The following is a 14,118-nucleotide window of genomic DNA, read 5'->3' as shown; positions in this document are numbered from 1 at the left end:
TCTATCTATGTAATCAATTACTTTTTTTCTTAACTCTACATGATGGGGCATTTTTCTTTTACTTTATGATAATTACTATATTCTTATTTTACCTCTTAGTAGCTCAGTCTTATTTTGATTGACTATAAACTGGGAAGAAAGTCCCTCTTTAGGATTAAGATTAGTAAGGTTATTAACCCAACAATTAGACGCAGAAATTGAGGTAAATTCTGCTAAAAATGAAGGTACTTCTTTTTGTTTAGATTTTGCCCCTATTAATTAGATTTGGGATTGCTGATTTTAAATATGATTTCTCATGAATGTAGGGAATGGGGAATACTAAATTGTACCAAATCCGATTTAGAAAATATATCATCACTCCCTTTGCAATCAATTACATCAAGTGCGGATAATTCGTTATAAATAGATTACATCTTCGCAGCCCCACCGTGTAATTAATTACACGGCTTACGGTAGTTCGTTCAATCAATTGAACTAATGCCAAATTCTTTTTAGATAATATACTTATAATTTACTATTATATTGATGTATCGTTAATTTAATTTGTTTAATAATATCAGTAATTAAAGGAACAATAACAGAATTTCCAAACTGTTTATATGCCTGATTATCAGATACTGGAATAATAAAATCATCAGGAAAACCTTGTAATTTTGCACACTCACGGGGGGTTAAACGACGAGGATTTTTATTAGTTTGCTCAACTAAAATTTCTGAGCCATCTTTATAATATCTGGCGCTTAAAGTTCTAGTGTATTCAGATTTTTGATCAATAATTCCATAACCAAAACCATTTCCTTTTGCTTTACTATTCTCTTTATGTTGTTGTAAATAACTCCATAATTTGTCTGATAATGTATATTTATTATCTACATTTTCTTGAAAAATATCGTTTAATTCATACAATCTTTTTTGCGGTGGATTGGGAAAATTAAAATCAAGATTAGGAAAATAGTTTTGATTAAAACAGATAATAAAAATCCTTTCTCTATGTTGAGGAAGATAGTATTTACCATCAATTATTTGAGAAAAAATATTATAACCTCTTTGGGATAATTTACTTTTAATCACCTTCCATGTATTTCCTTTATCGTGACTTTTTAAATTTTTGACATTCTCTAAAAAAATTACCTTTGGTTGATGATAGTCAATGATTCTTAAAATCTCAAAAAATAAATTACCTTGTTTTTCATCATCAAAACCATGGTTTCTGCCTAAAGATTGTTTCTTGCTCACCCCGGCAATGGAAAATGGTTGACAAGGAAAGCCCCCACATAATAAATCGAAACTAGGTATTGTTTCTGCGGGAATATCATTTAAATCAGCACAGTGGATGTCTCCAAAGTTTGCTGAATAAGTTTGGCAACTATATTTATTATGATCATTGGAATAAACGCATTGTATTCCGTTTTTTTCGAGGGCTAGTCTAAATCCCCCAATCCCTGCAAATAAATCTATGGCTGTTTTGATTTGTTGTTTATTCAACTTTAATCTTTATTAATTAACTTGTACATCTAATATTTTTTTATAATATCATATAAAAAGTTTAATAAATACTCAAATAATATTTTACGATGTACTTTTATTATTTTCTGTTATCTCTTTATATTTTCCCCCTTCGCGAGAGAATAAATAGATTTTATAAAACATTTTTAAGATGATTTTTGATAGTAAAAATATAATTTTCATACATAATTTGATTGCTGTTTAATATTTTTATTAAGCCTTGATTAGAGTTATTTTTTCTTATAATATAAGTTAATAAAATTAAATCAAAACGACAATTATAATTTTGCCAAAGGGGGTTTTTAGAAAGAAATATTTGAGCGGTAGTATAAATTCTTTTCTGTTTATTTATATTGAGGGCTTCTAGTCCATTTTGATCCCAATTTTGTGGTTTACGGGTTTTAACTTCCATAAAAACTAGCTCAGAGTTATGGTTATCTAGGGCAATTAAATCGATTTCGCCCCATCGGCAATGCCATCGGTGGTGCAATATTTGGTAGTTTTGGGGTTCTAGCCATGTGGCTACTATTTTTTCTCCTAACTCCCCTATGGTAATCATGATTGGTTTAATAACTGTTTTCGAGGGATAATAAATGATAAAATATACTATGCTGTTTATTTAAAATAATCTTTAATATTAAGGAAATATGGATATTCTTACTTTAGGTTGGGTTGGTGTACTTTCTTTATTTACATGGTCTATTGCAATGGTAGTATGGGGGCGTAAAGGTTTTTAAGTTGTGGAATCAATTTCTGTTCTTAATGTTTTATTCTTAGTGGCGATCGCCCTTTTGATCCTTGTCAGTGGTGGTATATTATACCTAACAACCTTAGAATGGCGTGATCGTCGTAGGCGCGATCGAGATCAAAAATCTTGAATATAATAGATAAAGGGGGGAACAAGATTTCCCCTTTTTTGTCCTAAAAATCAAAGACTATCATTGTTAAAAAGGAATACCCAACACCTCCATAAACTTTACAATCCCAAGGAAGGCTTTATAATAAGCTGTAAAAATTGAACCACATACAACCCCATCTAATTTATGACAGTCAGTAATATTGAGAAAGAAAAAAACCCTCTACCTTGGATTATCGGGGCGATGATTGGTGGAATATTACTTCTAGGCGGTGTAACCTATGGTTTGTTGAATCGTCCCAATGCTACCAGTAGATTAGATGAAAACACTGTCTTAGTTAGTCAGCGCCCCCTAACCCTCGAAATTAGAGCCAGTGGAGTGGTACAACCCGTCCAAAGTGTCAATATTAGCCCTAAAAACCCAGGAATTTTAACCCGTTTATTAGTAGATCAAGGTACCATAGTTCAAGAAGGGCAACCCATTGCCGTCATGGAAAATGAACAACTTTTTGCCCAAGGGGCAAGAGCCCAAGCCCAGTTAACCGAAGCCCAAGCCAGCGCCCAGGAGACAGACGTTAGAACCCGCGCCGATTTACAGGTATTGGAAACCAGATTAGCCCAAGCCGCTGCCAGTCTCGAGGAAGCCAGAAGGAGGATTCCCCTGCGCTCAGAACAGTTGCGATCGCAACTTAGGGAAACAGAATCAAGACTAAGACTAGCGGAAGTACAAACCCAAAGAAATCAAGCCCTACTAGAAGAAGGGGTTATTTCCCAAGACGAATTTGATGGCATTGCCAGTGAATATTTATCCCTCCAAGCCCAAATCCAAGAAATAGTCCAAAGAATTCAAGAAGTAGAAACCACCGCCGAACCAGAAATCAGACGCTTAGAAGCCAATGTCGCCGAGATACAAGCATCTATCCAAGAAAGACAAGTAAGGGGAGATGCCGAATTAGAGCGCCTCCAGGCCAACATTCAGGCCGCCCAAGCTAACTTAAAAATAGCTGAAATTCAATTTCAAGATACCTTCATTACCGCCCCCTTTGATGGTATCGTCACCCAAAAATTTGCCTCCGAAGGCGCTTTTGTTACCCCCACCACCTCCGCTTCTGCAACCTCCTCAGCTACCTCGAGTTCCATTATTGCCCTCGCTAGGGGTTTAGAAATAGTTGCCAAAGTTCCAGAAATCGATCTTAGTCAAATAGCCCTTGGGCAACCCGTGGAAATCGTTGCCGATGCTTATCCCGATCAAGTATTTCAAGGTGTAGTACAAAAGATAGCCCCTGAAGCGATCGTTGAACAAAATGTCACCTCCTTTGAAGTCACCATTGCTATTCCCGAACAACAGGAAAAATTGTTATCTAGGATGAATGTGGAAGTAACATTTTTAGGAGAACAACTAAACAGCGCCGTTACAGTACCTACCGTGGCCATTGTTACCGAAGATGGAGAAACCGGGGTAATGGTACCGGATGACAATAATGAGCCTGAATTTCGCCCCGTAACCATCGGTATATCGGTTAATGATCAAACTCAAATTTTGAGCGGATTAAGTGCAGGGGAAAGGGTTTTTGTGGATTTATCCAACTAAAATTGATCTCAATTAAATACTACAATAAAAAATGAATATAAATTGGCAGAAATTAGCACAAATAGAGGAGTTAAAATCCTATTTTAACCAAGATGAAGAAAGGTTTAAACAACAGGTAATTAATTATCTTGAACAGTGGCAGAAAATTAGTGCCGAAGATCTCGATAAATTAGCTTTTTTAAGGGCTTTAGAAATTACCAACGGATGCACCCAATGGGCTTATCGAAGACAGGATAAGGAGTGTCTTTCTTTGGAACAAACTCGGGAATGTATGCAACTTTCTATGTCATCTATTAAAAATAAAAAAATTCCCCTTGCTAACGGAGATTTGATTACTTTTTCCCCTGAAATTGAAGAGTTAATCGACACAGGAAGAGATTTATATATTGAAGCCTTTAAACGAAATTTAGCCCGAAAAACCCAAGAATTTTATGCCCTTTCTACTGCTCAATTTTTGGTATATGGTAAACAAAGAATGGATCAGGCTTTCTCGAAAATCAAAGAAAACTATCTTTCTTATTTCGGAGAATTTTATATTAATAAAGGCATCAACTACGTAAGACCTTATTTACAATAATAAAACGGGCGTGGAGGGACTCGAACCCCCGACCTGCTGATCCGTAGTCAGCCGCTCTAATCCACTAAGCTACACACCCTTAATTTAGGCACTTATATATAATAACAAATACTTTTAGGAAATGCAAGATTTATCGCCAACAAAATTATCTCACTTAGATGAAACTGGCTCTGCACAAATGGTTGACGTATCTTCCAAATCTGTGACGGTACGAGAGGCGATCGCCACGGGACAAGTAACCATGAAAAAATCAACTTTTATACAGATAGAGGAAGGAAATGCCCCGAAAGGGGATGTATTAGGTACAGCCAAGATAGCAGGGATTATGGCCGCCAAACAAACTTCTTCTCTTATTCCCCTATGTCATCCTTTACCGTTGACTAAAATTGAAGTAATAATTACCCCTGATGACAATTTGTGCGGTTATCATATTCAAGCAAGGGTAAAAACTGAAGGGAAAACGGGGGTAGAAATGGAGGCGCTAACGGCCGTCTCCGTAACGGCATTAACGCTATATGATATGGCAAAGGCCATGGAAAAAACCATTACCATTGAAGCAATTAAGCTAGTGAGTAAAACTGGGGGAAAGTCTTCGTTATAAACAACATTATCTTTACTCCATCAATTTAATGATTATAAAAAGTTCACTAAAATAGGATTTATTTCCTTGGAAAAATGTTCTTGGGGATAGTGTTTTGCTTCAGCTAACTTTTTAAGAGTAAGATGGGAATTTTCTTTAACAATTTGTTCAACAGATTCTATACTTAACCATGGATCATCTACTCCCCAGATAATTAAACAAGGTTTTTTCCATGTTTTTAAACCTGTTTCTATTTCTTTCATGGTGTCAAAAAACTGCATTCTTTTAACGATATTAACCATGGTTCGACCAGCCAAGGAAGAAGTTACAATGGGTTTACGGTAGTAGGCTAAATTTTCATCAGAAATTACATAACCTGCTCCTTTTTCTAAGGTGCGATCGACAAATAAAGGATCTTGAGTTACCATATCTCCAAGGAAAGGGATACCACATTGTTTAATTAGCCATGGTAATTTTGCATTGGTAGAAATGGGGCTATTTAAGATAATTAATTTATCAATTTTTTCTGAATTTTGCAGGGCGTATTGAATGCCAACAGTGGCTAAAAAACCTTGGATAACTAGATTAATTTTTTCTACTTTAAAAGCATCAATAAAATCTGTTAAGGCTTTAATATAGGCTTGGGGAGTATAGGCAAAATCCCTTTTATCTGGTTTGTCTGAATTACCCCATCCCAACCAATCAGGGGCGATCGCACTATAACCCAATTCTGCCACAAAAGGCATGATTTCCGTCCAACAAAAACTCTGGGATGGTAAACCATGGAGGAAAAAAACGGGGTTTTTATCTGTTTCTTGAACGGGGAAACAAGAGCGGAAAAACCATTCTACATTACCCACTTTTCTTTTATTTTCGATTACTTTCACTGTTATTTTATCTATTTTTGTAAATCTTCAGTTTATCATTTAATTAGATTAGGGAACAGGCAAAAGAGTAATTGATAATTAATAATTGATAGTTGATAATTATTATTTCTTACCTGTTCCCCGTTCCCCGTTCCCTGCACTAATTAGTATATTATTATTGAAACAATATAAAGTATAGATGATGTCATTGACGATAAAATACGAGGAATTAGAGGCAATTATTTTTGATTTGGGGGGAGTAATTATCGAGGTTGATATGGGTTATCCTTATCGCTATTTTGCAGAACATAGTTCGGGTGATAAAGATATTTTAATTCAAGATTTAAGGGCGATCGCCCTTAGTTATGAAATAGGAAAAATAGGAGATCAAGAATTTATTGAAAAAGTACGGGAAAGCACTAAAATAGATAAAACAGACGAAGAAATTAAAATAATTTGGAATGGAATGTTAGGACAAGTTCCTTCAGAATTGGGAGAATTATTATATAAAATTAAACAAGAGAAAAAAACCTTTATTTTAAGTAATACAAATCCAATTCATATCGCAGAAGTAGAAAAAAGATTTCAAGAATCTATTACTCAATATTCCCTCAATAACTTATTTGATGAAATATATTATTCCCATAATATAGGGTTACATAAACCAGATCAAAATATCTATAACTACGTCATCGAAAAAAATAATTTGAACCCTCACCGTACCCTATTTATTGATGATAATATCCATAACGTCAATAGCGCCAAAGCATTAGGCATCCAAACCATTCATATGAATCCCCCCATGAATTTACCCGCAATCATGGAAACAATGGACAATGGACAATTATTTTATATCTCTTAGGTGTTATCAATACAAAAGAAAGAATAATTAAAAGTCCCCCAGAATTGGGGGATTTAGGGGGCGAAACCATATAAATTAGTCAAATGGTGGGCAGTGCATCGCCCTAGTGTTCCCTATTCCCCGTTCCCTGTTCCCTGCCCCATCAGGAAATTTGAGAACAAATCAAACTAGATCACCCCAAATCAAAACGATCAGCATTCATAACCTTAGTCCAAGCCTTGACAAAATCTTGAACAAACTTCTCTTGACTGTCATCTTGGGCATAAAATTCAGCATAGGCACGGAGAATAGAATTAGAACCAAAAACCACATCCACTCGGGTGGCCGTCCACTTAACCTCCTTAGTGGTGCGATCGCACAGTTCATATAGATTATTACCAGCAGGTTTCCAAAGATACCTCATATCCGTGAGATTAACAAAGAAATCATTAGTCAATACCCCCTCACGGTCAGTAAATACCCCGTGCTTAGTACCACCATAGTTAGTACCCAACACACGCATACCACCCACTAATACGGTCATTTCAGGGGCGGTTAATCCCATCAATTGGGTGCGATCGAGCATCAATTCTTCCGCACTAACCGCATAATCTTTCTTGAGCCAATTACGATAACCATCATGGACAGGCTCGAGGGGTTCAAAGGATTCTCCATCAGTCATTTCCTCAGTGGCATCCCCACGGCCAGGGGAAAAGGGAACAGGAATATCAAACCCTGCCCCCTTAATAGCCTTTTCAACGCCCACATTACCAGCTAAAACAATCACATCCGCCACACTAGCACCAGTATCAGAGGCGATCGCCTCCAGGATAGGTAATACCTTCTCCAACCGTTCAGGCTCATTACCCAGCCAATCCTTTTGGGGAGATAGACGAATACGCGCCCCATTAGCACCACCACGCTTATCCGAAGCCCGAAAAGTCCTCGCACTATCCCAAGCCGTGCATACCATCTCACTGATACTTAAACCACTGTCAGCGATTTTATTTTTCACCAATGCCACATCATAATCGCTATTTCCAGCAGGGATAGGATCTTGCCAAATAAGGTCCTCTTGGGGTACATCAGGGCCAATGTAACGAGCCTTAGGGCCCATATCTCGGTGGGTGAGTTTAAACCAAGCACGGGCAAACACATCGGCGAAATATTCAGGATTTTGGTAAAACTTTTCTGAAATTTTGCGATATTCAGGATCCATCTTCATGGCCATATCCGCATCCGTCATCACCAAATTACGGCGAATGGAAGGATCTTCCACATCCACGGGTTTATCTTCCTCCTTCGGGTTGACTGGTTCCCACTGCCACGCCCCCGCAGGGCTTTTCTTCAGTTCCCAATCATAATTGAGAAGTAAATGAAAATAACCGTTATCCCATTGGGTGGGGTAAGTCGTCCAAGCCCCCTCAATGCCACTGGTGACAGTATCACGACCAATGCCCCGCTGAGTTTTGTTCATCCATCCCAAACCTTGATCCTCCAAATCAGCGCCCTCAGGCTCAGCACCTAATAATTTTTGATCGCCGTTACCATGGCATTTACCCACCGTATGACCACCCGCAGTTAGGGCAACGGTTTCTTCATCATTCATCGCCATACGGGCAAAGGTAACACGGACATCATGGGCTGTTTTGAGGGGATCTGGATTACCATCCACCCCTTCAGGGTTAACATAGATCAAACCCATCATCACCGCCGCCAAAGGATTTTCGAGGTTTCTTTCTCCCGAATAACGACTATGGGGATTATCACTAGGTGCTAACCATTCTCTTTCTGAGCCCCAGTAAATATCTTTTTCAGGATGCCAAATATCTTCTCTGCCAAAGGCAAAGCCAAAAGTTTTTAAGCCCATGGATTCATAGGCGATAGTACCTGCGTAAGTAATTAAATCAGCCCAACTTAAGTTATTACCATATTTTTTCTTAATCGGCCAAAGTAAACGACGAGCTTTATCGAGGTTGGTATTATCAGGCCAAGAATTGAGGGGGGCAAAACGTTGATTTCCTGTACCTGCACCCCCTCTACCATCGGCAATGCGGTAAGTTCCTGCAGCGTGCCAAGTGAGGCGAATCATTAAACCCCCATAATGCCCCCAATCAGCCGGCCACCAATCTTGACTATCTTTCATCAGGGCGTGTAAATCTTGTTTGAGGGAGTTTACATCAAGGTTTTTAACGGCTTCTTGATAATTAAAGTCCGCTCCTAGGGGGTTAGTTTTGCGATCGTGTTGACTTAAAATGTCTAGGTTTAGTGATTTTGGCCACCATTCCATCTGTGACATATCGGCTGTTGTAAGGCTGCCGTGCATTACTGGGCATTTTCCACTTGCCATAGTTATTGTTGCCTCTTACGAGTTCATTAAATATACTCTGATTTTAACTGACTCATAAGAATATAATTCCTAAGATTTCTAACAAACCATAGATAACCTCAGTTCGTGATCTGTCAGTATGGTTAGTTTAATATAAGTCCCTAGAAAGCTCTCCTAAAAGGATAGGGCTTTCAACTCAAATTTTTGGTAGAATATACCCTTGATCATCACATAACAAGGAAATGGAAACAGTCAACATTGGGATCATTGGCGGTAGTGGTTTATATAAAATGGAAGCCCTCGAAAATGTGACAGAGGTTAGCTTAGATACTCCTTTCGGAAAACCCTCAGATAATATCATTGTCGGTACATTAGATGGCACTAGGGTAGCCTTTTTGGCTCGTCATGGTAGAAATCATCACCTATTGCCTACCGAGTTACCTTTTCGGGCAAATATCCACGCCATGAAGCAATTAGGAATAGAATATATAATTTCCGCTTCCGCCGTTGGTTCACTACAAGGGGAAATTAAACCCCTTGATTTGGTGATACCTGACCAATTTATCGATCGCACCTCGAAACGTATCGCTACTTTTTTCGGAGAAGGCATCGTCGCCCATGTCGGTTTTGGTAATCCTGTCTGTGGCAAATTGGCAAATACCCTCGCCGTCGCCATTAAAAACCTTGATTTTCCTGATATTGACCTCCATCAAGGGGGTACATATGTATGTATGGAAGGGCCTGCTTTTTCCACCATTGCTGAATCTAATTTATATCGTAGTTGGGGTGCGAGTATTATCGGTATGACTAATTTAACCGAAGCTAAATTGGCCAGAGAAGCAGAAATTGCCTACGCTACCCTTGCCCTTGTCACTGACTATGACTGTTGGAATCCAGACCATGATCATGTTACGGTGGAAACAGTGATTAATAACCTACATCAAAATGCTACTAACGCTCAAAAAATTATTAGGGAAACCGTTAAGTTAATTATGGCTAATCCCTTTGAGTCGGAAGCCCATTCTGCCCTCAAAACTTCTATTTTTACGCCCCTAGATAAAGCCCCCGAGGAGACAAAACAAAAGTTATTACCTATTCTCAAGAAATACCTTAACAATTAGCAATTAAATTATCACAATAAAAGTTTCCCCCTCTCCCCTTTCAAGGGCAGGGGTAATTCAAAGTAGGAAGACAAAAACGCTCAAATCTTTAGCAAAAAAAGCCATACAGCGTTTTGGGAATTTTAGAATTAAGAAGTAGTTAAAAATGTTTCGATTATCAATTTATAACCATAAACCATCGAAAACTGTTCCCCATTCCCCGTTCCCTGTTCCCCGCCCTAACTAAAAAATTTTAGAATGAATCACCCCTAGAATCTAAATTATGAAAATATTAAAGAATTTACTTTTTGCCAAGCCTAAAACCAAAGGATTACCGCCCATGGAAAAAACGGGTAAGGGTATTCAAATCAAAAGTGAAGCGGAAATTGCCATTATGCGACAATCTGCGAAAATTGTGGCCACGGTGTTAAAGGAAATTCAGGAAATCACTCAGGCTGGAATGACGACGGCGGATTTAGATAAATATGCGGAAAAAAGAATTAGGGAAATGGGGGCGACTCCTAGTTTTAAGGGTTATCATGGTTTTCCTGCTTCCATTTGTGCTTGTCTTAATGAAGAAGTTGTCCATGGTATCCCTAGCCCGAAAAAGGTGATTAGGATGGGGGATATTCTCAAGATTGATACGGGGGCTTTTTATAACGGCTTTCATGGGGATTCCTGTATCACTTTTCCTGTGGGTAAGGTAAAACGTAGTACCCGTAAACTGTTGAAGGTGGCAGAAACGGCTATGTATAAGGGTATTGAGCAGGTGAAGGCGGGAAATTATTTAATGGACATTGCAGGGGCAGTGCAGGATTATGTAGAAAGTCATGGTTATACGGTGGTGGAAAATTTTGTAGGCCATGGGGTAGGGAGAAAACTTCATGAAGAGCCTTCGGTTTTTAATGTGCGCACCCGTGATTTACCCAATGTACAGTTACAGGCTGGGATGACTTTGGCCATTGAACCTATTATTAATGTTGGTTCTAAGCATACCAGATTAATGGGTGATCGATGGACGGTGGTAACGAGGGATAATCAGTTATCTGCCCAGTTTGAACATACTGTTTTGGTTACGGAAACAGGTTATGAAATTTTAACCGATCGCACTTTAGTTGGTGTTGTATAATTCAGGTTTTAGTTCTGATGCCCGATTTACGTAAAGCCCCAATGGCATCTATGGTGGCTTGGGCTACTTGTTTAATTTCTGTTTCGGTGTTAAATCGACCAATCCCAAATCTTAGGGAGGCTTGGGCAAGGGATTTCGAGCGCCCCAGGGCCATTAAAACATGGGAAGGTTTAGTCGATTCAGAGGTACAAGCCGAGCCAGAAGAAACGGCAACGGTGCGCTGTAAGGCAAGTAAGAGGGCCGCACCATCTACATTTTCGACACTAATATTGAGGTTGCCTGGGAGTCTTTTTTCTAAGTCACCGTTAAGGGTAATTCCCTCTAATTGACTAATTTCTTGCCATAAATAATCCCTAAGTTGTTTTTGTGTTTCGTTTTCCGTTTCCCTAAGGGCGATCGCCAGTTCCACCGCCTTACCAAAACCGACAATATTAGGAGTACACAAAGTACCAGAGCGAATTTTTTGCTCCTGCCCTCCCCCCTGAATCTGGGAAGCTATTTTCACCCGAGGATGACGACGACGAATATATAAAGCCCCAACGCCCTTTGGCCCATAAATTTTATGAGCCGTCAAAGACATTAAATCAATATTCATCGACTGCACATCAAGGGGAATTTTACCCACCGCCTGAGCCGCATCAGTGTGGAAAATAACCCCCCTATCATGGCATATTTGCCCAATATCCCCTAAAGGTTGTAATACCCCTATTTCATTATTCGCCGCCATCACCGACACCAAAATAGTATCTTCTCGGATAGTTTCTTGTAATAAATTTAAATCCAATAAACCACTTTCATTAACAGGTAAAAAACTCACCTCAAAACCCAAATCCATCAAATATTCGCAAGGCTCAATTACCGCTTTATGTTCCGTTGCCACCGTAATAATATGTTTTCCCCGATCAAAATAGGCTTCTGCAACCCCTTTGATGGCTAAATTATCCGCCTCCGTTGCCCCGCTAGTAAAAATAATCTCATTTTCCCCAGCATTAATCGCCCCTGCAATAATTTCCCTCGCCTTCTTAATTCCCGCTTCTGCTTCCCAACCATAAACATGGGCAACACTAGAAGCATTACCAAAATAGTCCGTAAAAAAAGGCATCATCGCCTCCAAAACTCTCTTATCCATGGGAGTTGTGGCATGACAATCTAAATATATCGGACGCATATTCATAATCTTAGTTTTTAAAACTGAATCTTTGATCGTTAAGGGTAAATTAATTTTAACATTCCATGATTTCGTGGCTTTATGGTCAATGGTTTGTTAATCTATCTTCCAATTTTTGATAAAATCTTCTTGTCACTTAGTAACCTCTATGGTTATTTATTATGGTAAGTGAACAAACCATCATCATCTTAAAGTTAGGTTAACCGTGCAAATACCCCTAGACTATTACCGCATCCTTGGTGTGCCTCTACAGGCAGAGGGTGATTTAATTAATCAGGCATACGAAGATCGTATCTTACAATTGCCCCGTAGTGAATATAGCGCCTCGGCGATCGCCTCTCGTCAAAACCTAATTAAACTGGCCCATGGCGTCTTGCAGGATGAAGAAAAACGTCAACAATATGATGATGAAATTTTTCCGAGTAATGCGGCGGCGGTGATTAACGGAGACGGAGACATGGATATGAGCATAGATGATGCGGTGAGTCTCTCAGAAACCTCTATCCCTAACCCTACCATTGAAGTAGATGGAGATTTACTCCTCGGGGCTTTGATGATGTTACAGGAGTTAGGGGAATATGAATTACTACTCAATATTGCCCAATCTTTTTTAGAGGGCAAGGAGTCTCTTACGGAAATTAGCAGCGACACCAATGAGTTACAGTCATGGTGGCAAGATTTAATTTTAACCGTCATCAGTGCTTATTTAGATTTGGCTAAGGAAAAATGGCATCAAAGGGAATATGAAAATGCTAGTCTTTATCTTTTGACGGCGGATGCTATCCTAGAGCAACAAAATGTCTTTAGTCATATTCGTCAAGAAATTGACCATGATTTACAAAAAGTTCGTCCCTATGAAATTATTGAATTAGTTTCAAAATCCGATAGTCAATTAGTGGATCGACAAAAGGCGATCGCCCTGCTCCAACAAATGCTAAACTCCAGAGAAGGCATAGAAGGACAAAAAGAAGATCAATCAGGGTTAAACACCGAAGATTTTCTCCGATTTTTACAGGAAGTTAGAACCTATCTCACCCCCCTCGAACAAGAGGAATTATTTAAACAAGAAGCCGAGCGCCCCTCCATGGCGGCCACCTATCTCACTGTTAATGCCCTCATTGTCAGGGGATTTATCGAAAGAAAACCAGAACTTCTTATCCAAGCCCAAAATATCCTTAACCATATCAATCAATATCAGGATGTCTATCTTGAACAGTCCATCTGTTCGTTATTATTAGGTAATATTCGTAAAGCCGAACTACTTTTAAATCAAAGCTACGAAACCGAAAAAGTTAAGTATATCAAAGAACTTTCCCAAGGTTCGCCAGACTTAGTACCAGGATTGATTTTTTATACCGAAAATTGGTTTAAAAAGGAACTATTTCCCCAATTTAAAAACCTTGAAAGGGAATCTCTCTCAGTTCAAGAATATTTCAATGATACTAGGGTACAAAAAGCCCTCGAAAAAATTGCTCCCCCCGAAACCCCTTCCCTAGATGAAGATGATCCCTTATCCTTATTACAAGAAGACTACTCCTCCCCATTAGAACAATCAGAGGAAATCTCCCCCGAAGT

General features: G+C 38.8%; 15 protein-coding genes and 1 tRNA gene. 10 read left to right on the top strand and 6 right to left on the bottom strand.

The window, feature by feature from the left end; genetic code table 11:
• Window positions 1-118: 118 nt before the first annotated feature.
• Complete coding sequence (locus tag IQ215_RS13660; protein WP_193801961.1) at window positions 119-262, top strand: hypothetical protein; 144 nt, start codon at window positions 119-121, stop codon at window positions 260-262.
• Window positions 263-504: 242 nt separating this feature from the next.
• On the opposite strand, the gene dcm is transcribed toward IQ215_RS13660, so the two are convergent.
• Both dcm and IQ215_RS13650 read right to left on the bottom strand, forming a co-directional pair.
• Window positions 505-1,485, bottom strand: a complete 981-nt coding sequence (dcm, locus tag IQ215_RS13655; RefSeq protein WP_193801960.1) for a DNA (cytosine-5-)-methyltransferase — start codon at window positions 1,483-1,485, stop codon at window positions 505-507.
• Window positions 1,486-1,639: 154 nt separating this feature from the next.
• The gene (locus tag IQ215_RS13650; RefSeq protein ID WP_193801959.1) at window positions 1,640-2,065 is read right to left on the bottom strand and encodes a YraN family protein; all 426 of its coding nucleotides are present in this window, start codon (window positions 2,063-2,065) and stop codon (window positions 1,640-1,642) included.
• A gap of 88 nt (window positions 2,066-2,153) precedes the next feature.
• Between IQ215_RS13650 and petN the strand changes: the two genes are divergently transcribed.
• The 4 genes from petN (at window position 2,154) to IQ215_RS13630 (ending at window position 4,530) form a co-directional block, all read left to right on the top strand.
• Window positions 2,154-2,243 (top strand): cytochrome b6-f complex subunit PetN, encoded by a 90-nt coding sequence (gene petN / locus IQ215_RS13645; protein ID WP_015222656.1) that lies wholly within the window; start codon window positions 2,154-2,156, stop codon window positions 2,241-2,243.
• A 3-nt stretch (window positions 2,244-2,246) separates the two neighbouring features.
• Complete coding sequence (locus IQ215_RS13640; protein ID WP_193801958.1) at window positions 2,247-2,384, top strand: hypothetical protein; 138 nt, start codon at window positions 2,247-2,249, stop codon at window positions 2,382-2,384.
• A 165-nt stretch (window positions 2,385-2,549) separates the two neighbouring features.
• Window positions 2,550-3,953, top strand: a complete 1,404-nt coding sequence (locus tag IQ215_RS13635) for an efflux RND transporter periplasmic adaptor subunit (RefSeq protein ID WP_193801957.1) — start codon at window positions 2,550-2,552, stop codon at window positions 3,951-3,953.
• Between the two features lie 31 nt (window positions 3,954-3,984).
• Window positions 3,985-4,530 (top strand): hypothetical protein, encoded by a 546-nt coding sequence (locus IQ215_RS13630; RefSeq protein WP_193801956.1) that lies wholly within the window; start codon window positions 3,985-3,987, stop codon window positions 4,528-4,530.
• Window positions 4,531-4,535: 5 nt separating this feature from the next.
• On the opposite strand, the gene IQ215_RS13625 is transcribed toward IQ215_RS13630, so the two are convergent.
• Window positions 4,536-4,609: transfer RNA gene (locus IQ215_RS13625), tRNA-Arg, on the bottom strand.
• Between the two features lie 42 nt (window positions 4,610-4,651).
• On the opposite strand from IQ215_RS13625, the gene moaC reads away from it, so the two are divergent.
• Window positions 4,652-5,131, top strand: a complete 480-nt coding sequence (gene moaC, locus IQ215_RS13620; RefSeq protein ID WP_193801955.1) for a cyclic pyranopterin monophosphate synthase MoaC — start codon at window positions 4,652-4,654, stop codon at window positions 5,129-5,131.
• 32 nt (window positions 5,132-5,163) lie between these two features.
• Here the strand turns inward: moaC and IQ215_RS13615 are convergent, their stop codons facing one another.
• Entirely contained in the window at window positions 5,164-5,997 is an 834-nt protein-coding gene (locus tag IQ215_RS13615; RefSeq protein ID WP_193801954.1) for an alpha/beta fold hydrolase, read from the bottom strand.
• Window positions 5,998-6,178: 181 nt separating this feature from the next.
• On the opposite strand from IQ215_RS13615, the gene IQ215_RS13610 reads away from it, so the two are divergent.
• On the top strand, window positions 6,179-6,838 hold the full coding sequence (locus tag IQ215_RS13610) for an HAD family hydrolase (protein ID WP_193801963.1): 660 nt from the start codon (window positions 6,179-6,181) through the stop codon (window positions 6,836-6,838).
• Window positions 6,839-7,010: 172 nt separating this feature from the next.
• Here the strand turns inward: IQ215_RS13610 and katG are convergent, their stop codons facing one another.
• On the bottom strand, window positions 7,011-9,167 hold the full coding sequence (gene katG, locus IQ215_RS13605; protein ID WP_206688600.1) for a catalase/peroxidase HPI: 2,157 nt from the start codon (window positions 9,165-9,167) through the stop codon (window positions 7,011-7,013).
• Between the two features lie 221 nt (window positions 9,168-9,388).
• Between katG and IQ215_RS13600 the strand changes: the two genes are divergently transcribed.
• Together IQ215_RS13600 and map are read left to right on the top strand one after the other, a co-directional pair.
• The gene (locus IQ215_RS13600) at window positions 9,389-10,267 is read left to right on the top strand and encodes an S-methyl-5'-thioadenosine phosphorylase (protein WP_193801953.1); all 879 of its coding nucleotides are present in this window, start codon (window positions 9,389-9,391) and stop codon (window positions 10,265-10,267) included.
• A 262-nt stretch (window positions 10,268-10,529) separates the two neighbouring features.
• Complete coding sequence (map, locus tag IQ215_RS13595; protein ID WP_193801952.1) at window positions 10,530-11,375, top strand: type I methionyl aminopeptidase; 846 nt, start codon at window positions 10,530-10,532, stop codon at window positions 11,373-11,375.
• 1 nt (window position 11,376) lies between these two features.
• Here map and IQ215_RS13590 read toward each other — a convergent pair whose 3' ends face one another.
• Window positions 11,377-12,549 carry a cysteine desulfurase family protein gene (locus IQ215_RS13590; protein ID WP_193801951.1) on the bottom strand — a complete coding sequence of 391 codons (1,173 nt, stop codon included), beginning with the start codon at window positions 12,547-12,549 and terminating at the stop codon, window positions 11,377-11,379.
• Window positions 12,550-12,748: 199 nt separating this feature from the next.
• Here IQ215_RS13590 and IQ215_RS13585 point away from each other — a divergent pair.
• Window positions 12,749-14,118 (top strand): DnaJ domain-containing protein (locus IQ215_RS13585; protein WP_193801950.1); only part of this gene is annotated, 1,370 nt, incomplete at its 3' end.

The sequence above is a fragment of the Cyanobacterium stanieri LEGE 03274 genome (assembly GCF_015207825.1).
In the GTDB taxonomy this organism is placed as follows: domain Bacteria; phylum Cyanobacteriota; class Cyanobacteriia; order Cyanobacteriales; family Cyanobacteriaceae; genus Cyanobacterium; species Cyanobacterium stanieri_B.
This window is presented reverse-complemented; position numbering and strand designations above follow the sequence as displayed.

Bases quoted from the DNA above. Each gene is read 5' to 3' on its own strand.
- IQ215_RS13650 (WP_193801959.1), bottom strand. From the start codon at position 2,065: ATGATTACCATAGGGGAGTTAGGAGAAAAAATAGTAGCCACATGGCTA.
- petN (WP_015222656.1), top strand. From the start codon at position 2,154: ATGGATATTCTTACTTTAGGTTGGGTTGGTGTACTTTCTTTATTTACA.
- IQ215_RS13635 (WP_193801957.1), top strand. From the start codon at position 2,550: ATGACAGTCAGTAATATTGAGAAAGAAAAAAACCCTCTACCTTGGATT.
- IQ215_RS13630 (WP_193801956.1), top strand. From the start codon at position 3,985: ATGAATATAAATTGGCAGAAATTAGCACAAATAGAGGAGTTAAAATCC.
- moaC (WP_193801955.1), top strand. From the start codon at position 4,652: ATGCAAGATTTATCGCCAACAAAATTATCTCACTTAGATGAAACTGGC.
- IQ215_RS13610 (WP_193801963.1), top strand. From the start codon at position 6,179: ATGTCATTGACGATAAAATACGAGGAATTAGAGGCAATTATTTTTGAT.
- katG (WP_206688600.1), bottom strand. From the start codon at position 9,167: ATGGCAAGTGGAAAATGCCCAGTAATGCACGGCAGCCTTACAACAGCC.
- IQ215_RS13600 (WP_193801953.1), top strand. From the start codon at position 9,389: ATGGAAACAGTCAACATTGGGATCATTGGCGGTAGTGGTTTATATAAA.
- map (WP_193801952.1), top strand. From the start codon at position 10,530: ATGAAAATATTAAAGAATTTACTTTTTGCCAAGCCTAAAACCAAAGGA.
- IQ215_RS13590 (WP_193801951.1), bottom strand. From the start codon at position 12,549: ATGAATATGCGTCCGATATATTTAGATTGTCATGCCACAACTCCCATG.